We start from the raw sequence: 23,008 nt of genomic DNA on the forward strand, positions 1-23,008 counted from the left end.
GACCATGGTCAATATAAAATTTGACCGCGGTCAAAAAACATGCAATCTGACCTCATGCAAAAGACAGTCCAGAAACGCACGTTGAAAACCCGCGCCCGCCTGATGGCGGTGTCGGAAGAGTTGATACAGAAAAGCGGGTATGAGGGCCTTCGGGTGGAAGAGGTGGTGCAAACGGCCGGTGTCGCCAAGGGCACCTTCTTCGCGCATTTCCGCGACAAGGACGCGTTAATGGAGATCCTGATCGCGGACAGATTGAATGCGTGTCTGGATCAGGCCGAGGCAGGGCCATCACCCAAAACCGTCAGGCAGCTCATCGCAGCTTTGGAACCGGTCCACAGCTTCATGATGTCCGAGCGGTATGTCTTTGATCTACTGATCCGGTATTCCGGCGCAACCGCCATCGCGGATGTTGGGCCGATCGCCTATTGCTTTGAGCGGTATTTCCGGGTGGTGATGATGTGGTTGGACGCATTCGAGATGCGCAAGGATTTGCCGTCCGAACTATTGGCCGAAGGTGTGCAGGCCTTTGCGATTCAGGCCATGTCTCTCAGGTTCTGTGCGTTGCACTCGGCAACAACGTTCACCGACAGGCTTGAAACTTACCTGAATGCCTGGTTGACCCCGGCAAGCTGATCGCTGCCGGAGTCAGAGAGCTTTAGCTGTGAATTGGGCCGTCACCACAGGCCAGAGCGGCCTCGCGCACGGCTTCCGAATAGGTCGGGTGGGCGTGGCAGGTCAGCGCCAGATCTTCGGCTGACGCGCCGAATTCCATCGCGACGCAAACTTCGTGGATCAGATCACCAGCAGCGGGGCCAATGATATGCGCGCCCAGAATCCGGTCGGTTTCCTTATCGGCCAGGATCTTGACGAATCCGTCTGAGGCAAAGTTGGCCTTGGCGCGGCCATTGCCCATGAACATGAACTTGCCGACCTTGTAGGCGCGGCCCTGTTCTTTCAGGGTCGCCTCTGTTTCACCCACATTGGCAACCTCGGGCCAGGTGTAGATCACGCCTGGGATGACGCCGTAGTTCACGTGGCCGTGCTTGCCGGCCACCTGCTCGGCGGCGGCCATACCTTCGTCTTCGGCCTTGTGCGCCAGCATCGGGCCTTCGGTGACGTCTCCAATCGCGTAGATGCCCGGCACGTTGGTCTGCCAGTCCGCGCCGACCTTGATCTGACCGCGCGGCGTCATCTCGACACCCATCGCATCCAGCCCCAATCCGTCCGAGTATGGCTTGCGACCGGTGGCGACCAGGACGGTATCGGCTTCGATCACATGTTCACTGTCATCCTTGAGCAGCTTGTAGGTGACTTTCGCTTTGGTTTTTGACGCTTCGGTCTTTTGCACCGCCGCACCCATCACGAAGTTCAGACCCTGCTTCTTGAGGATCCGCTGGAAGGTCTTCTGCACCTCGGGGTCCATGCCCGGGGTGATTTCCTTGAGGAACTCGATCACCGTCACTTCAGCACCCAGACGGCTGTAGACCGAGCCCAGTTCCAGACCGATCACACCGGCACCAATCACCACCATCTTTTTCGGGATCTTGCCCAGCGACAGCGCGCCGGTTGAGGTTACAACGACCTTCTCGTCAACCTCAACGCCCGGCAGGGCCGAAGGCTCGGAGCCCGATGCGATGATGATGTTCTTGGTGTCATGAACCTCATCACCCACCTTGACCTTGCCGGCAGCGGGGATCGACCCCCAGCCCTTCAGCCAGTCGATCTTGTTCTTCTTGAAGAGGAACTCGATGCCCTTTGTGTTGCCCTCGATCACCTCTTCCTTGTAGGCCTGCATCTGTTTCCAGTCGACGGACGGAGATTTACCCTTCAGGCCCATCTTGGCAAAGTTATGCTCGGCCTCGTGCAGTTGATGAGAGGCATGCAACAGCGCCTTCGACGGGATGCAGCCCACGTTCAGGCAGGTGCCTCCCAGCGTCTCACGCCCTTCGACAACGGCGGTTTTCAGACCCAGCTGGGCGCAGCGGATGGCACAGACATAGCCGCCGGGACCGGCTCCGATTACGATGACGTCATAGCTGGACATTGAGGGCACTCCTTGGTGTGTCTTGGCCGCATCCTGGTGCGGCGTACTAAGCTATAGGGCTAGCAGGTAAAGATAGATCGTCGCAAGAAACCCAGCCATCCACACGATCGTGCGCAGGAAGGGAACCGGGATTGCGAAGGCGTAGATCGGAACGAAAACCACACGCGCGATCAGAAAAATCTGCGCGGCCAGCAGCGATCCGGAGGTGAAGGCCTCCTTGGCGGACAGTATCAGAACGGCGGGGGCAAACAGGGCCATGGCGACGACCGAATTGGTCAGAGCCCGCTCGACCCGGCCCGCAACGCCGGTCAGGTCAGGCATGTCGTCCCGTGCGCCACCCAATGTCATCAACCCGACCTGCGACATGGCTGTCAGCACATTCAACAAAACCACTACGACGATCAGAAGGCCGTACAGGGCAAGAATGGAAAGTTCGGAAGACATGACGAGTATCCTTTTTCAACCAGAGTCCGTTTGTCGGTTAGCATTCTCTGACATCAATAGCAGGCGCGCTTCACGTGTATTTGCGGGGCTGTGTACAGGGCGGCCCCGCACACAGCAGAGTTTTTACGGTAAGACCGGGTCCAGAAGTTTCACCTGGATATGGGCGACCCCACCGCGTTCTAGATGCATGGCCAGCTCTTCCGAATCGAAGAAAGCGCGGGCTTTTTGTATGTCATCCACTTCGAACATGGCGATGGCGTGATCCTTTTGATCTGGGTCACGCCAGACATACAGGTCGTGAATACCGGCTGCCTGGCGCATCGCGATGTCTTCTCGAAACACCTTCAGCCAGGCATCAAAGTCGGCAACATCGGCTTGCCACAGAACATGCGTTGCCATGATTACAGATCCATCAGTAGGCGGCGCGGGTCTTCCAGCGCCTCTTTCACGCGGACAAGGAAGGTCACCGCGCCTTTGCCGTCAACGATCCGGTGGTCATAAGACAGCGCCAGATACATCATCGGACGGATCACAACCTGACCGTTGATCGCCATCGGGCGGTCCTGAATCTTGTGCATGCCCAGAATACCCGATTGCGGGGGGTTCAGGATCGGCGAAGACATCAGCGAGCCATAGACGCCACCGTTCGAGATGGTGAAGGTGCCGCCTTGCATCTCGGCCATGCTCAGCTTGCCGTCACGGGCGCGTTTGCCTTTCTCGGCGATGGCCTTTTCGATCGCTGCAAAAGACATCGAGTCTGCATCGCGGATGACCGGAACAACCAGACCTGTGGGTGTACCGGCGGCGACACCCATGTGGACGAAGTTCTTGTAGACGATGTCGGTGCCGTCGATCTCGGCATTCACCTCGGGCACTTCTTTCAGCGCATGGCAGCAGGCCTTGGTGAAGAAGGACATAAAGCCCAGACGCACGCCGTGCTTCTTTTCGAACTGGTCCTTGTACTGGCTGCGCAGGGCCATCACCTCGGTCATGTCCACCTCGTTATAGGTGGTCAGCATGGCGGCGGTGTTCTGGCTGTCTTTCAGTCGCTTGGCGATGGTCTGGCGCAGGCGGGTCATCTTGACCCGCTCTTCGCGCGCGGCGTCATCAGCAGCCACAGGTGCGCGCGGCGCAGGGGCCGGAGCCGGAGCGGCGGCGGGCGCAGGTGCAGCAGCCGTTGCCACGGCGCGGGCCACGTCTTCTTTCATGATGCGGCCATCACGTCCGGTGCCAGAGACTTGAGCGGCGGACAGACCGGCCTCGGCCATGGCTTTCTCTGCCGACGGAGCGTTGGCGACATCCTTGCCGGTTGCTGCTGCGACCGGGGCTGCGGCGGCGGCAGGGGCGGGTGCAGGGGCTGCGGCCGCGCCGGAGCCCGAGATCACGGCCAGTTTGGCCGAGGCGTCCACGGTTGTGCCTTCGGGCGCAACGATTTCCGCCAGAACACCAGCAGCAGGGGCGGGAACTTCGACCGAGACCTTGTCCGTTTCCAGCTCACACAGCATCTCGTCCTGCGCGACCGCGTCACCAACCTGTTTGAACCACGTCGAGACGGTGGCTTCGGTGACCGATTCACCCAGCGTGGGCACCATCACATCGACACTTCCACCCGACGCTGCCGGGGCGGCCGCAGGGGCGGGCGCTGCTACGGCCGGAGCAGGGGCTGCGCCTTCGCCTGCGGCAATGGTTGCCAGCAGGGCGTCGACGCCAACGGTTTCACCTTCGGCGGCGACGATCTCGCCCATAACGCCAGCGGCGGGGGCGGGGACTTCGACCGTCACCTTATCGGTTTCAAGCTCACAGAGCATCTCATCCACGGCGACGGCATCACCAGGTTTCTTGAACCAGGTCGCAACCGTGGCTTCGGTAACAGACTCGCCTAGCGTGGGAACACGAACTTCAATGGTCATCGTTTACTTTCCTTCGAGGCTCAGCGCTTCGTTCACGAGCGCTTCTTGTTGAGCTTTGTGTTGGCTGGCCAGACCCGTCGCAGGCGAGGCCGAGGTTGCGCGGCCGACATAGAGCGGCCGTGTATGTTTGGCGCCGATACGGGTCAGCACCCATTCGATATTTGGCTCAATGAAGGTCCAGGCACCTTGGTTTTTAGGCTCTTCCTGGCACCAGACGATCTCAGCCCCTTTGAAACGCTCAAGCTCGTTGATCAGCGAGTGCGCCGGGAACGGGTAATACTGTTCGATCCGCATCAGGTAGACGTCGTCGATACCACGGGCGTCGCGTTCCTCCAGCAGGTCGTAATAGACCTTGCCGGAACACAGAACCACGCGCTTGATCTTGTCGTCCGCGGCCAGCTTGGTGTCCGAGTTGCCCTGTTGCGCATCGTCCCACAGCACCCGGTGGAAGCTGGAGCCAGTGGTAAAATCCTCGGCCGTGCTGACCGCCAGCTTGTGGCGCAGCAGCGATTTCGGGGTCACCAGGATCAGCGGTTTACGGAAGGTGCGGTGCAGCTGGCGGCGCAGGATGTGGAAATAGTTCGCCGGTGTCGTGCAGTTCGCCACGATCCAGTTGTCCTGACCACACATCTGCAGGAACCGCTCCAAACGCGCTGAGCTGTGTTCGGGGCCTTGCCCCTCGAACCCGTGCGGCAGCAGCGTCACCAGACCCGACATCCGCAACCATTTGCTTTCGCCCGAGCTGATGAACTGGTCGAACATGATCTGCGCCCCGTTGGCAAAGTCACCAAACTGCGCTTCCCACAGGACCAGAGCGTTGGGTTCGGCCAGCGAGTAGCCGTATTCAAAACCCAGAACCGCATATTCAGACAGCATCGAGTCGATCACTTCGTAGTGCGACTGACCCTCGCGGATGTTGTTCAGCGGATAAAACCGCTCTTCCGTTTCCTGATGGACAAAGCCCGAGTGACGTTGACTGAACGTCCCGCGCGTCGCGTCCTGACCGGACAGTCGAACCGGAAAGCCCTCGGTCAGCAACGAGCCAAAGGCCAGCGCTTCACCTGTGGCCCAGTCAAAGCCCTTGCCACTGTCGAACATCTGTTTTTTGTGGTCCAGCAGACGCGCAACGGTTTTGTGTACCGCAATATCCGCAGGGGCGTGGGTCAGCGCGTTGCCGATCTCGGCCAGAGTCGCCGGGGCGATGGCGGTTTCGCCGCGCACATAGTCCTCTTTGTTCTTGTCCAGATGCGACCAGCGCCCATCCAGCCAGTCGGCCTTGTTGGGTTTATAGTCTTTGCCGGCCTCGAACTCATCATTCAGATGGGCCTGGAAGGCGGCTTTCATATCCTCGATCTCACCTTCGGGGATAAGCCCATCTTTGACCAGACGTTCGGTGTAGAGCGACAGAGTGGTCTTATGCGTCTTGATCTTCTTGTACATGATCGGGTTGGTGAACATGGGCTCATCGCCCTCGTTGTGACCAAACCTGCGGTAGCAGAAGATGTCGATGACCACGTCCTTGTGGAACTTCTGGCGGAACTCGGTCGCGACCTTGGCGGCGTGAACAACCGCCTCGGGGTCGTCGCCGTTGACGTGGAAGATCGGCGCTTCGACCATCAGCGCGATATCCGTGGGATACGGGCTGGAGCGCGAGAAGTGCGGCGCCGTTGTGAAGCCGATCTGGTTGTTCACGACGATATGCATGGTGCCGCCTGTCTTGTGGCCCTTGAGGCCGGACAGACCAAACCCTTCGGCGACCACACCCTGACCGGCAAAGGCCGCGTCACCGTGCAGCAGGATGCCCATAACCTTGGTGCGGTCGGTGTCGTTCAACTGATCCTGTTTGGCGCGGACCTTCCCAAGAACCACCGGGTTCACCGCTTCTAGGTGCGAGGGGTTGGCAGTAAGCGACAGGTGGACGCTGTTGCCGTCAAACTCACGGTCGCTGGAGGCACCGAGATGATATTTCACGTCGCCAGAGCCATCCACATCTTCAGGCTTAAAGCTGCCGCCCTGGAACTCATTGAAAATCGCGCGGTAGGGCTTGCCCATAACGTTGGCTAGAATATTCAGGCGGCCTCTGTGCGGCATGCCGATGACAATGTCGCTGACGCCCAGAGCACCACCGCGTTTGATAATCTGCTCCATCGCCGGGATCAGGCTTTCACCACCATCCAGACCGAACCGTTTGGTCCCCATGTATTTGACATGCAGGAATTTCTCGAAACCCTCGGCCTCGACCATCTTGTTCAGGATCGCCTTACGGCCTTCCTTGGTAAAGGCGATTTCCTTGCCGTAACCTTCGATCCGCTCCTTCAGCCACGCGGCTTGTTCCGGGTCTGAGATATGCATGTATTGCAGCGCGAAGGTGCCGCAATAGGTCCGTTTCACGATCTCGACGATCTGCCGCATCGAGGCCATCTGCAGGCCCAGAACATTGTCGATAAAGATCGGCCGGTCCATGTCGGCCTCGGTAAAGCCATAGGTCTTCGGATCGAGTTCCGGGTGTGTGCTGGCCGCGCGCATACCCAGCGGATCCAGATCGGCGGCCAGATGGCCCCGGATCCGGTAGGCCCGGATCAGCATCAGCGCTCGCAAGCTGTCCAGCACGGCGCGCTTGATCTGGTCATCGCTGACCTCTACGCCCTTGTCTGCGGCCTTTTCCTCGATCTTCTTGCCCGCCGCCTTGGCATCGATCTCGGCCCACTCACCGGTCAGCGCCCCGGTCAGATCATCCGCAGGCATCGGCGGCCAGTCGGTCCGCGCCCAGGATGGCCCCTCGGCCTCGCGCTGAACATCCGGAGAAGCGTCACCCATTGCCTTGAAAAACTCGTCCCAAGCGGCATCCACCGCCCCGGGGTTCTTCGTGTATTGGGCATAGAGCTGCTCCAGATACTCGGCATTGTGGCCTTGCATAAAGCTAGAGGCATGGAACGCGGAATTGGGCGTGTGTTCGGTCATTGGGCTACCTCATATGGGTTGGGACCGTATTGGTTGGTGCCTGGTTGAGACGGGCGGGTCAGCCACCACAGAACCAGGAGGGGCGACACAAACAAAACAAGCAGTGTCGGAATGACGATCAGCAGAGTGGCACGTGTGAACAGAATGTCCAGATTGCCGCCATGCTGGAAACTCGAGGCAAGGCCGATGCCGAAGATCAGAACCGCGAAGGCCCCGAGGATCAGCAGGATCGGCAACAGAGCGTAAAGCCCGCTGCGCCCGGAATCGTGCATCCGCCGCCATGCGACGGCCAGATGCGGGAAGAACGCAATCAGGCTGACGATGCTTTGCACCGGTTGACGGGACGTGGCGGTTACGGATTTCACGCCATCCCCCTCGGTCACGGAGACCTGAGTGAAGAACTGCGCATCAATGATCCCGGCGATGATGCTCCAGATCACGATGAACAGGAAAAAAAACCAGTATTCGGGCCGTGAGGCGCGACCCGAGAAAGTGAAGAATTTGGAGAAACAAGTGCGGATCGCGTCAGAGAAGGTCATGGCAGTCAATTCACCCCCTTGCGTCGCCACATGAAAAAGAAACGATCAGCGCACGCTCCCTTCCGCGATTGGCTGAGAAAACGGCCCGTTCGCTGCCTATCAAATCGCAAACATAACCAACGCGCCGCACTATTTCATCCTTGGTGGATTCTTTGTTTGCGCGAAAGCGGAACTGGTATTTTTTGCTGCCCGAGAGCTCGAGGTCAAAAAAACCTTTAGCCTTGGCAACGTTGTGTATGCCGCAAGCCTCGTCCTGAATAAACTGACCCTCGCTGGACCAGCCAATACGAACTTCGCATTCCATTGCTTTGGCTTGCCCAGCGGTAGAAAATACGAACATCGCAGTCGCGAACAAAGACCACAGCCAAGCTAAAGATGAGAAGGATGGACGCAACGCGCCCACCCTTTTTTCGGGCGCCGCCCTTAGAGCGTATGCCCGGCAGTTGATCATTTACCCAATCGCTTCCAGCACGGCCTCACCCAGCGTTGCCGGGCTTTCTGCCACAACGATACCGGCCGAGCGCATGGCTTCGATCTTGTCCTCGGCACCGCCTTTGCCGCCGGCGACGATCGCGCCCGCGTGGCCCATTCGGCGGCCCGGAGGGGCGGTGCGGCCTGCGATGAAACCGGCAACCGGCTTTTTGCGGCCCTTCTTGGCCTCATCCGCCAGGAACTGTGCAGCTTCTTCTTCGGCCGATCCACCGATCTCTCCGATCATGATGATCGAATGGGTCTCGTCGTCCGCCAGGAACCATTCCAGCACGTCGATATGCTCGGTGCCTTTGATCGGGTCGCCGCCGATACCAACGCAGGTGGACTGGCCCAGACCCACATCGGTGGTCTGCTTAACGGCCTCATAGGTCAGAGTTCCCGAGCGGGACACAACGCCGACCGAGCCGCGCTTGTGGATGTGGCCGGGCATGATGCCGATCTTGCAGGCGTCAGGTGTGATGACACCGGGGCAGTTCGGGCCGATGAGGCGCGATTTCGAGCCTTCCAGTGCGCGCTTCACCTTCATCATGTCCAGAACCGGAATGCCTTCGGTGATGCAGACGATCACTTCCATCTCGGCGTCAATTGCTTCGAGGATCGAGTCAGCCGCGAAGGGCGGCGGCACGTAGATCACCGAGGCATTGGCTTCGGTCACGTGCTTGGCTTCGTGGACCGAGTTGAACACGGGCAGGCCCAGATGCTCCATGCCGCCTTTGCCAGGGGTCACGCCGCCGACCATCTTGGTGCCATAAGCAATGGCCTGTTCAGAGTGGAATGTGCCCTGCGAGCCAGTAAAGCCCTGACAGATCACTTTGGTATTTTCGTCGATGAGGACTGCCATCTGGCGTTCTCCTATTTTAGGCGGGCCAAAGCCTGCCAGAATTCTTCGGAAAAGTGGGGCGAAACCCACTCCACGGAATTGGGCTTAGCCTTTCACGGCTTTCACGATCTTCTCGGCACCGTCTTTCAGGTTGTCTGCCGCGATTACATCCAGGCCAGAGGTGTTGATGATCTCTTTGCCCTTCTCGACATTGGTGCCTTCCAGACGTACGACCAGCGGAACCTGCAGGCCGACCTCTTTCACCGCGGCAACAACGCCCTCTGCGATGACGTCACAGCGCATGATGCCGCCGAAGATGTTGACCAGAATGCCTTTGACGTTCGGGTCCGAGGTGATGATCTTGAACGCCTCTGTTACTTTCTCTTTGGTCGCACCGCCGCCCACGTCGAGGAAGTTGGCAGGCTCGGCACCGTAGAGCTTGATGATGTCCATCGTTGCCATCGCCAGACCAGCACCATTGACCATGCAGCCGATCTCACCGTCCAGCGCGATGTAGTTCAGATCGTACTTGGAGGCTTCGAGTTCCTTGGGGTCTTCCTCGGTCTCGTCGCGCAGCTCCGCGATGTCGGGGTGGCGGTAAACCGCGTTGCCGTCAAAGCCCAGCTTGGCGTCCAGTACTTTGAGCTCGCCGCTGTCTGAGACGATCAGCGGGTTAATCTCCAGCATCTCCATGTCCTTCTCGACGAAGGCTTTGTAGAGGATGCCCATCAGGCGCACACATTGCTTGACCTGAGCGCCTTCCAGACCCAGCGAGAACGCGATGCGGCGGCCGTGATAGGCCTGATAACCGGTCACAGGGTCCACCGAGAAGGAGAGGATTTTTTCGGGCGTGGACGCGGCCACTTCTTCGATATCCATGCCACCTTCGGTCGAGCAGACAAAAGAGATGCGGCTGGTCTGGCGATCTACCAGGAGCGCCAGGTACAGTTCACTCTCGATGCCGGAACCTGCTTCGATATAGATGCGGTTGACCTGCTTGCCCGCGGGGCCGGTCTGGTGAGTGACCAGAGTGCGGCCCAGCATCTTCTTTGCTTCCTCGGCCGCTTCTTCCACCGACTTGGTCAGACGGACACCGCCCTTTTCACCTGCGTCGGCCTCTTTGAAGCTGCCCTTGCCGCGCCCACCTGCGTGGATCTGCGCCTTCACAACCCACAGAGGGCCGTCCAGTTCACCGGCTGCGGTTTTGGCTTCCTCGGCGCGCAGAACCGCGCGACCGTCGGAGACCGGAGCGCCATAGCTGCGAAGAAGCGCCTTGGCTTGGTATTCGTGAATATTCATCGAAATTGTCCCGTCTGACTACGATTACACCGATATAGAGGTGTCTAGGACGCAATTATAAAGGCTTTTTTGATCGTAGGGCGATTTTTAGTGAAGATTTTTCCTATTTGTGATCACAGTTTTTTAGGGTGTGATCACAACATGAAAGAATCTAAGAATCACTATCAGAAGCGCAAAAAAGGATAGCTTCGTGCGTTCTGAACTACTTCGGATACAGTTCCCTCAAAGAACAACTGGAAAATCGTGCCTCCACGTGTTTTCGATCATCGTCACACAATACGCTAAAAGATGCTTGCTTGGCTTTCGTGGCATAGTCTTCAAATGTTGAATGTCCGACACCAAAACTACGGGCGCTTTCCTTGAGAACTTCGATCGTTTCGCCTTTGCGCGGCAAGAATTCAGATAATTTGTCTGCGGTTTTTTGGAGGTCAGTAACCAAATCTTCATACCGCAACACGTAGGTTCTATCATATTGTGACGCCAGCCAGTGGTAGCTGTCCAACTTCTTAGTCAGAAGTTGGATTGGGTTTTCCAAAAATCTGTTGGACAGCATGTCTCTGGGGAGTGCTACCCATGGTGACCGAATAAAGTCAGAAAAGTCCCTTGGCACAGGTGCCAATGCATGAAACGGGTTTCGGTGCATTGAATTGAGCCAGCTGACCGGATGTCGAACCAAGCAAATGACATGACAGTTCTTAGGTTTTGCGAAATTCTCAAGAAAAGGGCCCGTGGCGGCAGCATGTTTCCAGCCGCCATTTTCGGAGATTGCCTGATAGTGATTGTCGTCCATCATAGCTTCCCGAAACGAACGGCGAAGCTTAGGCTGCGTGAACTTATGTAGATAGCGCCGTTGCCAACGCTTAAGTTGCGCTTCACTGGGGAACACGTGGGTATCGAAATTGGCTTCAATAAAACTGCGAAGGAAATTAGTTCCAGAGTTCCGTTCACCAAGGATTTTCAGAGATACATCAGGGCGTTTTTCTACCATCGCGTTGTTTGTGAAGCAGTTCTTGAATTTGTGTAGTGTGGTTGAGAAGGCACTTTCAGCGTCGACACTACAGATAATCCTGCCACTTTGGCATTGGTGTCAAGGACTTATGCGTCAAAGGTCTTTATCGGATTTGAGGCAGCCTCCTTAGTTTTAGAGGCCACCTCATCAATTACACTCAGCCTAGCTGTTCAAAGAGCCGTCGATGCCCTTGCAAGCCTCAATCAGGCCCTTCACAGCGTTGACCGAGTTTTCAAAGCCTGCTTGTTCGTCTTCGTTCAACTTGATGTCGACGATACGCTCGATGCCGCCTGCACCGATGACGGTCGGAACGCCTACATACATGCCGTCAACGCCGAACTCGCCGTTGCAATAGGCCGCGCAAGGCAGAACGCGCTTCTGATCTTTCAGGTAGGCTTCAGCCATTTCGATCGCCGAGGTCGCAGGCGCATAGAAGGCCGAGCCGGTTTTCAGCAGGCCAACGATCTCGGCGCCGCCGTCTCGGGTACGCTGAACGATGGCGTCCAATTTCTCTTGCGTAGTCCAGCCCATCTCGACCAGATCGGGCAGCGGGATGCCGGCGACGGTCGAATAGCGCACTGACGGTACCATGGTGTCGCCGTGGCCGCCCAGAACAAAGGCGGTGACGTCGCGCATCGAGACGTTGAACTCTTCCGACAGGAAATGTGCGAAACGGGCCGAATCCAGAACGCCCGCCATGCCGCAGACTTTGTTGTGCGGCAGGCCCGAGAATTCACGCAGAGCCCAGACCATCGCGTCCAGAGGGTTGGTGATGCAGATCACGAACGCATCGGGCGCGTGGGCTGCGATGCCTTCGCCGACCGATTTCATGACTTTCAGGTTGATGCCCAGCAGGTCATCGCGGCTCATTCCCGGTTTGCGGGCGACGCCTGCGGTGACGATGCACACGTCTGCGCCTGCGATGTCCGCATAGTCGCTGCTGCCCGACATTGCGGCGTCAAAGCCTTCGGACGGGCCGGACTCGGCGATGTCGAGCGCCTTGCCCTGAGGCAGTCCGTCAGCGATGTCAAACAGGACGACGTCACCGAGTTCTTTGACAGCTGCAAGATGCGCAAGCGTGCCGCCGATGTTCCCAGCGCCGATCAGCGCAATCTTGGGTCTGGCCATTTGGAATATCTCCGGTCGGTATTGAAATCGCGGGTTTGCTAGTCGTTAAATGGCTTTTGCGCAAGGGTCCTGCGGCGCGGCATGCCACCGCATACCGTTTGCCATCCCCAATCCGGTTGCGCTAAACCGCCTGTGAATCAAGCCAATTCCCGGGACGCTGCATGTTTGAATTGAACCTGATGTTTTTTGCAGTCGCGATCCCGGCGGTGATTTTTGCGGGCATCTCGAAGGGTGGGTTCGGCTCGGGCGTGGCCTTTGCGTCGTCGTCGATTCTGGCTCTGATACTGACACCGGGGCAGGCGCTGGCGCTGATGCTGCCGATCCTAATGGTGATCGACGTGGCCACGCTGGGACCCTACTGGAAACGCTGGAGCTGGCCGGATTCGCGTCTGCTGATCCTGGGCGCGGTTCCGGGTGTTCTGCTGGGCACCTGGCTATACCGCGTAACAGATGACGACCTGCTGAGGTTGCTGATCGGAGGGATCTCGGTCGGGTTCGTGATCTGGCACGTCGCCCAAAGCAAAGGCTGGATTCGCGGTTTCACCCGCCGCTTGCCTGCCTCTGCAGGTCTGTTCGCGGGGCTTGTCGCCGGGTTTACCAGCTTTGTCAGCCATGCCGGAGGTCCCCCGGCTGCCGTTTATCTGTTGTCCCAGCGCCTGTCGAAGACCGAGTTTCAGGCCTCGACCGTTTTGGTGTTCTGGGTGATCAACGCGGCGAAATTCGTGCCCTACGCCTATCTCGGCCTTTTCACATGGCACACGGCGCTGGCAGATCTTCTGCTGACCCCTTTCGCTATATTGGGGGCCTGGTTGGGCGTCCGCGCGCATTTCATGCTGTCCGAACGCCTGTTCTTTGGCATCGCCTATGTGTTGCTGACCCTGACCGGAGGCAAGCTGATCTGGGACGCACTGACTTAGGTGTTTGGCGGCAGGACATCGGCCATCTGCTCATAGGCCCGCCCCGAGGCCACAAGGCAGGTCATTCCGTCCGGCAGGGTCACCGTGATCGTCCAGCTGCTAGATTGGTCCGAGGCAAACAGCTCCATCACCGCACCCTGACGAGCAATGCCGATCCCCCGGCGCGTTTCACCATAGGTTTCCGCAAGGCGTTGCAACACATCGGCCCGATGGGCGCAGTTGCGGGCCTGCGCCTGAACCTGTTGCGCCGCGAGGACCATGATTCCCAGTCCGATTGTCATCTTCAAAACTGTCTTTTTCATCTCTGACCCCATCTGTCACCAGTCGCCTGAAGCCTGCGGTCAAGAGGGCGATATTGCGTTAAAGCAAAGAGCGTTGCGTCACTAATGCTGCGTTGCGGCGATTTTTGCCTTGAACTTTCCTGAGAAAAATGCCCCTTTCTGCGCAACATTATTTCAACGGGAGAGGCCAATGCACCCGCGTCAGCGCCCTTATCGCTCGGTTCTTTACATCCCCGGTTCGCGTGACCGGGCCTTGGACAAGGCCCGCACGTTGCCGGTTGATGCCATTATCTTCGATCTCGAAGACGCGGTGGCTGCCGACGAAAAACCCAACGCACGCGAGACCCTGAAGGCAGCTCTGGCCGCTGGCGGATACGGCCCTCGGGTCAAGATCGTGCGCATCAACGGGCTGGATACTCCGTGGGGTGCAGATGACGCCAAGGCCGTGCGCGAGATGGACGCCGATGCTGTTCTGTTGCCCAAGGTGAACTCGGCGGCGGATGTGGATGCTTTGGCCGCGATCACAGGGGACCTGCCGATCTGGGCCATGATGGAGACCCCGCGCGGTATGCTGAACGCAGCTGAGATTGCAGCGCATCCTCTGATGGCGGGTTTCGTGATGGGGACCAACGATCTGGCTAAGGACCTGCAAACCCGGTTCCGTCCCGACCGTCTGCCGCTGATGACCTCGCTCGGCCTATGTCTGCTGGCGGCCAAGGCCGAAGGGCTGATCATCGTTGATGGCGTCTACAACGCCTTCAAGGACACAGACGGTTTGACAGCGGAATGCGAACAGGGCCGAGATATGGGCTTTGATGGCAAGACGCTGATCCACCCGGCGCAGATCGAGGTCACCAATGTAGCCTTCGCCCCGTCGGATGACGAGATAGACCTCGCCCGCCGCCAGATCAGCGCGTTTGAGGAAACCGAGGCGCAAGGGCAGGGCGTTGCAGTGGTTGACGGTAAGATCGTCGAAAACCTGCATGTTGTAACTGCCCGCGAAATTCTGGCAAAAGCGGAGGCGATTTCAGCTTTGCAAGCGGGGTAAGCCAGCATGGGCTTTGTTCTTCTGATCCTTGGTGTGGCGCTATGGTGGGCCGCACACCTGTTCAAACGCATCCTGCCTGCGCAGCGCGCGGCTATGGGCGATGGCGGCAAAGGGGCTGTGGCGCTGGCGTTGGTGGCTGCGATCTTGCTGATGATCTTCGGCTACCGCATGACCGAGTTCATCTATGTCTGGGCGCCGCCAAGCTTCATGACCCATATCAACAATCTGTTGGTGCTGATCGCGATCTACATGATGAGCCCAGCCCCTAAGAAAGGCCGTCTGCTGCACAAGCTGCGCCATCCGATGCTGGGCGGGTTCAAGCTGTGGGCCTTTGCGCATCTGCTGGTGAATGGCGATCTGGCCTCAATCATTCTGTTCGGCGGGTTGCTGGCCTGGGCCGTGGTCGAAGTGATCGTGATCAACAAATCCGAACCCGACTGGACCCCCGGCGAACCCGGCACCTATGGCATGGACGCGATGTTCTTTGTTGCCTCGATCGTGCTGCTTGGTGTGATCGGCTATATCCACGGGCTGGTCGGCCCGTCTCCGTTCGGATGATAAGGACCTGAAAGAATGGCAAAACTCTATCGCCTGCTGACCGAGGAAGACACCTCGGCCTTCTGTCACAAAGTGTCGGACGCCTTGGCAAAAGGGTGGGAGCTCTATGGCGATCCCTCCTACGCTTTCGATCAGGCCAACAACGTCATGCGGTGCGCGCAGGCTGTGACCAAAGAGGTCGACGCGGACTATTCACCTGAGATGAAACTGGGACAGCAATAATGGCAAAAACCAATCCGGGCCGCTTTTTTGAGGACTATTCCGTCGGGCAGGTGCTGCCGCACGCCGTCCCTCGCACCGTGACGGAGGGAGAGCGCGGCCTCTACCATGCGCTCTACCCTGCGCGTCATGCGCTGTATTCCTCGGATGAGTTCGCGCGGGCCTGTGGTTTGCAGGAAAGCCCGATTGATGATCTGGCGGCCTTCCACGTGGTGTTCGGCAAAACGGTGCCCGATATCTCGCTGAACGCGGTTGCCAATCTGGGCTATGCCGAGGGGCGTTGGCTGTTGCCGGTTCATGCGGGCGACACGCTGCGGTCGGTGTCCGAGGTGATTGGGGTCAAGCAGAACTCGAACGGCAAGACCGGTGTGGTCTGGGTGCGGACGCGCGGTCTGAACCAGTTGGACGAAGTGGTCATGGAGTACGTCCGCTGGGTGATGGTGCGCAAGGCAAACCCGGATGCTCCAGCACCGGAAACGGTTGTGCCCGAGTTGAAGAAAGTGCTGGAGCCAAACGATTTAGTCATCCCCGAGGGGCTTGATTTCTCGAATTACGATTTCACCCTGGCGGGTGAGCCGCATCGTTGGGGCGACTATGAGATCGGCGAAACCATTGATCACGTGGACGGCGTGACGGTGGAAGAGGCCGAGCATATGTTGGCCACACGCCTATGGCAGAACACGGCCAAGGTGCATTTCGACCTGACCTTCCGCCCTGAAGGCCGCCTGATCTATGGGGGCCACGTGATCTCGATGGCGCGGGCCTTGTCGTTCAACGGCCTCGCCAATGCGCAGATGATCGTGGGTCTGAATGGCGGCGCACATGCCAACCCTTGTTTCGCAGGAGACACGATCAAGGCGTGGTCCGAGGTTTTGGACAAGGCCGAAACCGACGTGCCCGGGGTCGGAGCGATCCGCCTGCGTCTGGTGGCGACCAAAGGCGGCGCGCCGTTTGAGCTGCGCGGTGAAGACGGAAAATACACCTCAAATGTGTTGCTGGACCTCGATTATTGGGCCTTGATGCCGATCTAGTCGGGTTACAGTGATGTGAACACAGGACCCGCAATCCGTGCTAGGGTGGCGTCATGTTTCTGCGTTTTCTCACCCTTTTCCTGTGCCTTACACGCCCCGCTTGGGCGTGTGATCTGGCGCTGGCCTTGGCGGTGGATGTCTCTGGCTCTGTCGACAGCAGCGAATACCGCATTCAGATGGATGGCCTCGCCGCTGGGTTGCGTGACCCGGTCGTGTCCGAGGCCTTGGTGCGCGGGCAGGCGCAGTTGATGTTGGTGCAATGGACGGGCGAATCCCGCCAGCGTGTGACGATCCCGTGGACGAAAATCGACAGCTTTATTGCTCTGGAGAAGTTCGCTGATCAAGTTGCACAGGACCCAAGGGTCTGGCGCAATTTCTCGACTGCGATCGGAGAGGCTTTGGAAGCCACCCTGCTGCGGTTTGACGACGTGGCAGAGTGCAGGCGACTGCTGATTGATATCTCGGGCGATGGGGTTTCCAACGAAGGTGTTGAGCCAACACAGATTCACGGCCTTCTGAAAGATCGAGGCGTGACAGTAAACGCCATAGCTATCGAAGAAAGTGAACCGGACCTAACGGCCTATTTCTTTGAAAATGTCATTTTCGGAGAGGGGGCGTTTGTCGTGTCGGCTTCGGGTTTTGCTGATTACCCGGAGCGCATACGAAAAAAGTTGCTGCGCGAGGTGACGCAGCAATCTGCCGGTTTTCGATGATCTGTAGGGATTCGTGATCACAATGCTTCTGCGTTGAAAACGCTAACATAGAATGATCGCATTGTATTTTGTGATCACACTTTTAAAGTGCGTGATCACAATTGGTCAAAATCACCGTTTTTGAGGCAATTTTACCTGTTTTTGCAGGTGCAGCACGTGACAGAAGCGCAAAAACAAGTAAAAAGTCTGGTAGCCAAAGTAAGAGGAGCCGCCATGGCCGATGTCAATCGGGGCAACCGCCCGCTCTCGCCACATATTATGATCTATCGCCCACAGATGACTTCCATGTCATCCATCATGGTTCGGTTTTCCGGCCTCGGGGTGTTTGCCGTTGCCATTCTGGTCGTCTGGTGGCTGCTGGCAGCGTCAACTTCGGAAAGTGCATTTGCGCTGATCGACGGGTTCCTGACCAGCTGGTTCGGCAAGCTGATCCTCATCGTCGCGACCTGGGCACTTTGGTATCACACGCTGGGCCGCCTGCGTCACGTTTTCTGGGACTTCGGCTACTGCCTCGACGTGAATACCTCGGAAAAACTGGGGATGGGCATGTTCATCGGGGCCACAGTCCTGACCATTCTCACCGTGCTTGTGGTTTAAGGAGACGGAGATGCGATATCTGACCGACCGCAAACGCGCGCAGGGCCTGGGCGCAGGGAAATCGGGAACACAAACCCATTGGCGTACCATGGTGCGCGCGATGATCCTGACCGTGCTGGTTCCCATATTTATCATCACCTTCGGAATGGGCCTCGGCGGCACGTATGAAGAGGTTCTGGCCTATTTCAGCCGTCCCTTCCCTGCGATTGTCACCGCTCTGACGCTGGTCGTGGGCCTGCAGCAGCTTATGTATGAGGCGCAGGAAACTATCGAAGACTATATCCATGGCATTCTTGAGAAAATCTCTCTCGTTGCGATGTGGGCGCTTGGCTACACGCTGATGGCTGCGGGGCTGTTTGCCCTGGTCAAGCTGGCCCTGTGACGCGCGATAAGGAACAAGAACGATGACAGCAGCATATGAATATGAAACCCACGAATACGACGTGGTCGTCGTAGGTGCAGGTGGGGCCGGTCTGCGGGCAACATTGGGCATGGCCGAGCAGGGGCTGCGTACAGCCTGTGTCACCAAAGTGTTTCCGACACGCTCACACACGGTTGCCGCGCAAGGTGGTATTGCCGCGTCCCTGTCCAACATGGGGCCTGACCATTGGCAATGGCACATGTACGACACCGTTAAGGGCTCGGACTGGCTGGGTGACACCGATGCGATGGAATATCTCGCGCGTGAAGCCCCCAAAGCTGTATATGAGCTGGAACACTACGGCGTGCCCTTCAGCCGTACGGAAGAGGGTAAAATCTATCAGCGTCCCTTCGGCGGTCACACCACCGAGTTTGGCGAAGGCCCCGCCGTGCAGCGTACCTGCGCGGCCGCAGACCGGACCGGTCACGCAATCCTGCATACGCTTTACGGTCAGTCGCTGAAAAACAACGCTGAATTCTACATCGAATATTTCGCTATCGACCTGATCATGTCCGAGGACGGGCAGTGTCAAGGCGTTGTCTGCTGGAAGCTGGACGACGGCACGATGCATGTCTTCAACGCCAAGATGGTTGTGCTGGCGACCGGCGGTTACGGTCGTGCATATTTCAGCGCGACCTCGGCCCATACCTGCACTGGCGACGGTGGCGGCATGGTGGCCCGTGCCGGTCTGGCGCTTCAGGATATGGAGTTCGTTCAGTTTCACCCGACTGGCATCTATGGCTCGGGTTGTCTGATCACCGAGGGTGCTCGGGGTGAGGGCGGTTACCTGACCAACTCTGAAGGTGAGCGATTCATGGAGCGCTATGCGCCCCAATATAAGGACTTGGCGCCGCGCGACTATGTCTCGCGTTCGATGACGATGGAGATCCGCGAAGGTCGTGGTCACGGCGATGATGGCGACCACATCCACCTGAACCTCAGCCACCTGCCAGCCGAGGCGCTGGCGGAACGGCTGCCCGGAATCTCGGAATCTGCGCGTGTCTTTGCTGGTGTGGACGTTACCAAGGAACCAATCCCCGTTCTGCCGACCGTACACTACAATATGGGCGGTATTCCGACGAATTATTGGGGTGAGGTTCTCAGCCCCACTGCCGACAACCCAACCGCAGTTGTTCCCGGTCTGATGGCAGTGGGCGAAGCGGGCTGTGCTTCGGTCCACGGCGCCAACCGTCTGGGATCTAACTCTCTGATCGATTTGGTCGTCTTTGGTCGCGCGGCGGCCATCCGGGCCGGTAAAGTAGTGGACGCAGACGCGCCGAACCCTGTGCTGAACCAGGCGTCCGTTGACAAGGCATTTGATCGGTTTGACGCTGTACGGAACGCCTCGGGCGCAGTCCCAACCGCTGACCTGCGGCTTGAGATGCAAAAGACCATGCAGCAGGACGCGGCTGTGTTCCGGACCGCCAAGACCATGGCGGAAGGCGTCGAAAAGATGACAGCGATCGCGGCTAAGATGGACGATCTGAAGGTTTCGGATCGGTCTCTGGTCTGGAACAGTGACCTGATGGAGTCACTGGAACTGACCAACCTTATGCCAAGCGCTCTGGCTACCATCGTGGGGGCCGAAGCGCGCAAAGAGTCCCGTGGCGCACATGCGCATGAGGATTTCGCAGAGCGCGACGATGAGAACTGGCGTGTCCACACCGTCAGCCGGGTCGAGGGTAACAAGGTTGAACTCAGCTACCGTCCGGTGATCGTTGATCCTCTGACCAACGAGGATCAAGGCGGCATCAGCCTCAAGAAAATCGCGCCCAAAGCGCGGACGTTCTAAGTAGGAGCAACCATCAGGCAATGCGGTGCAAGCGCCACATACCCACCAACACGACAAACGCCCATGTCGGGCGTGGTGAGGGTTGCTTGCCATGACGGTTGAACGGCTACCCTCGGGTCCGCGAGACCCCAAGATCATCCTGATCGGTCTGAATCGCTGCGCCACCACGTCGCTGCACAAGCTGTTTCAGAACAGCGGCATCGCGTCGGTGCATTGGGTGGACAATCAGGGGGATAATCTGGCCCAAAAAATGGTGACGAATATCGCCATGGGTCGGAAACCGCTGGATGGGTTCGGCTCGGTCCGGGCCTTTACAGACATTGCTTTTGTGAATGCCCGGTTCATGCTGGATGGCACACGGTTTTTCCGCGAGTTGCATGCGGCTTATCCGGATGCCTATTTTCTACTGAATACGCGCGATCGCGAGGATTGGATCTCCTCACGCGCGCTGCACAGCAATGGTGGTTATCTCGAACGCTGCTGCAAGGCCAACGGGACGAGCGCAGACGACGTGAAACAGGGCTGGCGCCGGATGTATGACGTACACCACGCCGAGGTGCAGGCCCATTTCGACGGGAACCCGAGGTTCCTGCTCTTTGATATCGACCGCGATGACCCTCAGGCGATTGCCGACTGGTTATCTGCGGATTTTGACGTGAACATTGCCCATTGGGGGCACTACAATCGAGGCGCGTCTGACCGCGCCCGGACAGGCTGAATGGAGAATTGACATGGTTCAACTGACCCTGCCCAAGAATTCCCGGATCACCACCGGTAAGACATGGCCCAAACCGGACGGCGCGAAGAACCTGCGCAAGTTCCAGATCTATCGCTGGAACCCCGATGACGGCCAGAACCCGCGTGTCGACACGTATTTCGTCGATATGGACACCTGCGGTCCGATGATTTTGGACGCGCTGATCAAGATCAAGAACGAGATTGATCCAACCCTGACCTTCCGTCGTTCGTGCCGCGAGGGGATCTGTGGCTCCTGCGCGATGAATATCGACGGGATCAACACGCTGGCCTGTATCTACGGCATGGATGAGATCAAGGGCGACGTGAAGATCTATCCGCTGCCGCATTTGCCGGTGGTCAAGGACCTGATCCCCGATCTGACGCATTTCTACGCGCAGCACGCCAGCATCATGCCGTGGCTGGAAACCAAGACCAACCGCCCCGCGAAAGAGTGGAAGCAATCGATCGAAGACCGCAAGAAGCTGGATGGCCTGTATGAATGCGTGATGTGCGCCAGCTGCTCGACCTCGTGCCCGAGCTATTGGTGGAACGGCGACCGCTATCTTGGCCCCGCAGCTTTGCTGCACGCCTATCGCTGGATCATCGACAGCCGCGATGAAGCCACCGGTGAGCGTCTGGATGAGCTGGAAGATCCCTTCAAGCTGTATCGCTGCCACACGATCATGAACTGTGCAAAGACCTGCCCGAAGGGTCTGAACCCGGCGGCAGCGATCGCGCAGATCAAGAAGATGATGGTCGAACGCTCTGTCTGATCGACCGATGCGCTTGCCGTGCTGCGGCAAGCGCATGCCCCCTTTGCAAAAACGTCCGATGTCGTCGGTCCACTGACGCCGTATGTTTGCAGAAGGGAGGAGTGATGAAATCAGGATCACTCCGATGAGTACACAAGCAAACACACCGAAACCCGACGCCAAGGAAGCTCTAACCCTGTTGGAGCAAGCTTGGGCGTATTATACGCCTGAACCTGTTGTTGCCGAGGATCAGCGAGAGCCTGATCTGTTCGAATACGCAAACGCAGCCTAACACCAGCCTTGCCATTTGCGGCCGGAGCGGGCCAAACAGATCTATGCCTGTTCTTCTGCTTCTTCTGGCCGCTGGGGTTTTCGCCTATTTCTTCTGGCGGTCCCGCACGTCTTCGCTGACACGCGATTGTCGCTGGCGACAGCATCGAGACGAGGATCTGTGGGTCTGCGCCTTTTGCGGCGCGAGATCCGACGGATCAGATCGTCCTTCGAAATGTCTGCGACAAACAATCGGCAAATAGAAATCGGGCCGAGACATGCTCGGCCCGTTTCACTCTATGCTGCGTCCGGGAAGGCCGCTTGCAGTGCGATCTCGACCATGTCGCCAAAGCTGCGCTCCCGCTCAGATGAGGGCAGGGCCTCGCCCGTCAGCAAGTGGTCCGAGACGGTCAGAACCGCAAGCGCCCGGCATTTGTGTCTGGCGGCGAGGATATACAGCTCGGCTGCTTCCATCTCGACCCCCAGAATGCCGTGACGCACCATCTGTTCGTTCAGATCGGGGCGCTCATCATAGAACACGTCGGAGGAATAGATCCCGCCCACATGGGTCGGTGTTCCCTTGGCTGCCGCCGCATTGGCCGCGGCCTGCAACAGACCCCAATCGGCGCAGGGGGCGAAGTTCAATTCCTTCATGATACCCCGAGACGGCGTGCTGAGCGTGGTCGACGCCATGGCCAGAATAACATCGCGGACATTGACACTGTCCTGCATACCACCGCAGGAGCCGATGCGGATCAGTGTCTTCGCACCGAAATCCCGGATCAATTCGTTCACGTAAATGGAAAGTGAGGGCATACCCATGCCGCTGCCCTGAATGGTGACAGGGTTCCCTTTCCACGTACCGGTAAACCCGAGCATGCCGCGCACATCATTGACCAACCTTACGTCATCCAAAAACGTTTCGGCTGCCCATTTCGCCCGATAGGGATCTCCGGGCAAAAGAACGGTTTCAGCAATGTCGCCTTTTTCTGCGCCAATGTGGATTGTCATTTCTGAAACGACCT

Annotated in this window: 26 protein-coding genes; 13 read left to right on the forward strand and 13 right to left on the reverse strand. The window is 58.2% G+C overall.

Features of this window, described 5'->3' with window-relative positions; translation table 11 throughout:
- Nucleotides 1–39: 39 nt before the first annotated feature.
- Entirely contained in the window at nt 40–633 is a 594-nt protein-coding gene (locus tag ACR0AI_RS16325) for a TetR/AcrR family transcriptional regulator (protein WP_480701405.1), read from the forward strand.
- A 22-nt stretch (nt 634–655) separates the two neighbouring features.
- Here the strand turns inward: ACR0AI_RS16325 and lpdA are convergent, their stop codons facing one another.
- The 11 genes from lpdA to mdh all read right to left on the reverse strand — a co-directional run bounded on the left by lpdA (nt 656) and on the right by mdh (nt 12,646).
- Complete coding sequence (gene lpdA / locus ACR0AI_RS16330; RefSeq protein ID WP_480675575.1) at nt 656–2,044, reverse strand: dihydrolipoyl dehydrogenase; 1,389 nt, start codon at nt 2,042–2,044, stop codon at nt 656–658.
- A gap of 51 nt (nt 2,045–2,095) precedes the next feature.
- A complete protein-coding gene (locus ACR0AI_RS16335) occupies nt 2,096–2,488 on the reverse strand; it encodes an MAPEG family protein (protein WP_480675576.1) in 393 nt (130 codons plus the stop codon).
- 123 nt (nt 2,489–2,611) lie between these two features.
- A complete protein-coding gene (locus tag ACR0AI_RS16340) occupies nt 2,612–2,887 on the reverse strand; it encodes a hypothetical protein (RefSeq protein ID WP_170721212.1) in 276 nt (91 codons plus the stop codon).
- A 2-nt stretch (nt 2,888–2,889) separates the two neighbouring features.
- Entirely contained in the window at nt 2,890–4,398 is a 1,509-nt protein-coding gene (odhB, locus tag ACR0AI_RS16345; RefSeq protein WP_480675577.1) for a 2-oxoglutarate dehydrogenase complex dihydrolipoyllysine-residue succinyltransferase, read from the reverse strand.
- A 3-nt stretch (nt 4,399–4,401) separates the two neighbouring features.
- Nucleotides 4,402–7,359 (reverse strand): 2-oxoglutarate dehydrogenase E1 component, encoded by a 2,958-nt coding sequence (locus ACR0AI_RS16350; RefSeq protein ID WP_480527388.1) that lies wholly within the window; start codon nt 7,357–7,359, stop codon nt 4,402–4,404.
- Nucleotides 7,356–7,898: a DUF805 domain-containing protein gene (locus ACR0AI_RS16355; protein WP_480675579.1), complete on the reverse strand. Its 543-nt coding sequence runs from the start codon at nt 7,896–7,898 to the stop codon at nt 7,356–7,358. Before ACR0AI_RS16355 ends, ACR0AI_RS16350 begins: the two co-directional genes overlap by 4 nt.
- Before the next feature lie 10 nt (nt 7,899–7,908).
- A complete protein-coding gene (locus ACR0AI_RS16360) occupies nt 7,909–8,349 on the reverse strand; it encodes a hypothetical protein (RefSeq protein ID WP_480675581.1) in 441 nt (146 codons plus the stop codon).
- Nucleotides 8,350–9,231, reverse strand: a complete 882-nt coding sequence (sucD, locus tag ACR0AI_RS16365) for a succinate--CoA ligase subunit alpha (RefSeq protein ID WP_170378979.1) — start codon at nt 9,229–9,231, stop codon at nt 8,350–8,352.
- An 84-nt stretch (nt 9,232–9,315) separates the two neighbouring features.
- Complete coding sequence (sucC, locus tag ACR0AI_RS16370; protein ID WP_480675583.1) at nt 9,316–10,509, reverse strand: ADP-forming succinate--CoA ligase subunit beta; 1,194 nt, start codon at nt 10,507–10,509, stop codon at nt 9,316–9,318.
- 202 nt (nt 10,510–10,711) lie between these two features.
- A complete protein-coding gene (locus ACR0AI_RS16375) occupies nt 10,712–11,497 on the reverse strand; it encodes a sulfotransferase domain-containing protein (protein WP_480675585.1) in 786 nt (261 codons plus the stop codon).
- A gap of 183 nt (nt 11,498–11,680) precedes the next feature.
- On the reverse strand, nt 11,681–12,646 hold the full coding sequence (gene mdh, locus ACR0AI_RS16380) for a malate dehydrogenase (protein WP_480675587.1): 966 nt from the start codon (nt 12,644–12,646) through the stop codon (nt 11,681–11,683).
- A gap of 161 nt (nt 12,647–12,807) precedes the next feature.
- On the opposite strand from mdh, the gene ACR0AI_RS16385 reads away from it, so the two are divergent.
- Complete coding sequence (locus ACR0AI_RS16385) at nt 12,808–13,563, forward strand: sulfite exporter TauE/SafE family protein (RefSeq protein WP_170378973.1); 756 nt, start codon at nt 12,808–12,810, stop codon at nt 13,561–13,563.
- Here ACR0AI_RS16385 and ACR0AI_RS16390 read toward each other — a convergent pair.
- A complete protein-coding gene (locus ACR0AI_RS16390; protein ID WP_170661186.1) occupies nt 13,560–13,865 on the reverse strand; it encodes a hypothetical protein in 306 nt (101 codons plus the stop codon). The genes ACR0AI_RS16385 and ACR0AI_RS16390 overlap by 4 nt on opposite strands.
- 169 nt (nt 13,866–14,034) lie before the next feature.
- Here ACR0AI_RS16390 and ACR0AI_RS16395 point away from each other — a divergent pair, with 169 nt between their 5' ends.
- The 11 genes from ACR0AI_RS16395 (at nt 14,035) to ACR0AI_RS16445 (ending at nt 22,005) form a co-directional block, all read left to right on the forward strand.
- Entirely contained in the window at nt 14,035–14,892 is an 858-nt protein-coding gene (locus ACR0AI_RS16395) for an HpcH/HpaI aldolase/citrate lyase family protein (RefSeq protein WP_480675589.1), read from the forward strand.
- A gap of 6 nt (nt 14,893–14,898) precedes the next feature.
- Nucleotides 14,899–15,450, forward strand: a complete 552-nt coding sequence (locus ACR0AI_RS16400; protein WP_170721202.1) for an NnrU family protein — start codon at nt 14,899–14,901, stop codon at nt 15,448–15,450.
- A gap of 15 nt (nt 15,451–15,465) precedes the next feature.
- Entirely contained in the window at nt 15,466–15,672 is a 207-nt protein-coding gene (locus tag ACR0AI_RS16405) for a DUF1737 domain-containing protein (protein WP_170378966.1), read from the forward strand.
- Nucleotides 15,672–16,700, forward strand: a complete 1,029-nt coding sequence (locus ACR0AI_RS16410; RefSeq protein WP_480675591.1) for a MaoC family dehydratase — start codon at nt 15,672–15,674, stop codon at nt 16,698–16,700. Before ACR0AI_RS16405 ends, ACR0AI_RS16410 begins: the two co-directional genes overlap by 1 nt.
- Nucleotides 16,701–16,753: 53 nt before the next feature.
- On the forward strand, nt 16,754–17,413 hold the full coding sequence (locus ACR0AI_RS16415) for a DUF1194 domain-containing protein (protein WP_480675593.1): 660 nt from the start codon (nt 16,754–16,756) through the stop codon (nt 17,411–17,413).
- A gap of 213 nt (nt 17,414–17,626) precedes the next feature.
- Nucleotides 17,627–18,010 carry a succinate dehydrogenase, cytochrome b556 subunit gene (gene sdhC, locus ACR0AI_RS16420; RefSeq protein WP_170378960.1) on the forward strand — a complete coding sequence of 128 codons (384 nt, stop codon included), beginning with the start codon at nt 17,627–17,629 and terminating at the stop codon, nt 18,008–18,010.
- Between the two features lie 10 nt (nt 18,011–18,020).
- Nucleotides 18,021–18,392 carry a succinate dehydrogenase, hydrophobic membrane anchor protein gene (locus ACR0AI_RS16425; RefSeq protein WP_170468973.1) on the forward strand — a complete coding sequence of 124 codons (372 nt, stop codon included), beginning with the start codon at nt 18,021–18,023 and terminating at the stop codon, nt 18,390–18,392.
- A gap of 22 nt (nt 18,393–18,414) precedes the next feature.
- A complete protein-coding gene (gene sdhA, locus ACR0AI_RS16430) occupies nt 18,415–20,223 on the forward strand; it encodes a succinate dehydrogenase flavoprotein subunit (protein WP_480675595.1) in 1,809 nt (602 codons plus the stop codon).
- Between the two features lie 91 nt (nt 20,224–20,314).
- Nucleotides 20,315–20,941: a sulfotransferase gene (locus ACR0AI_RS16435; RefSeq protein ID WP_480675597.1), complete on the forward strand. Its 627-nt coding sequence runs from the start codon at nt 20,315–20,317 to the stop codon at nt 20,939–20,941.
- A gap of 13 nt (nt 20,942–20,954) precedes the next feature.
- Nucleotides 20,955–21,734 carry a succinate dehydrogenase iron-sulfur subunit gene (locus ACR0AI_RS16440; RefSeq protein WP_480675599.1) on the forward strand — a complete coding sequence of 260 codons (780 nt, stop codon included), beginning with the start codon at nt 20,955–20,957 and terminating at the stop codon, nt 21,732–21,734.
- A gap of 124 nt (nt 21,735–21,858) precedes the next feature.
- Nucleotides 21,859–22,005 carry a hypothetical protein gene (locus ACR0AI_RS16445; protein ID WP_480675600.1) on the forward strand — a complete coding sequence of 49 codons (147 nt, stop codon included), beginning with the start codon at nt 21,859–21,861 and terminating at the stop codon, nt 22,003–22,005.
- Nucleotides 22,006–22,280: 275 nt separating this feature from the next.
- Here the strand turns inward: ACR0AI_RS16445 and deoD are convergent, their stop codons facing one another.
- Nucleotides 22,281–22,994: a purine-nucleoside phosphorylase gene (gene deoD, locus ACR0AI_RS16450; RefSeq protein WP_480675602.1), complete on the reverse strand. Its 714-nt coding sequence runs from the start codon at nt 22,992–22,994 to the stop codon at nt 22,281–22,283.
- Nucleotides 22,995–23,008 lie beyond the last annotated feature (14 nt).

The organism is Ruegeria sp. BG3 (genome assembly GCF_056538485.1).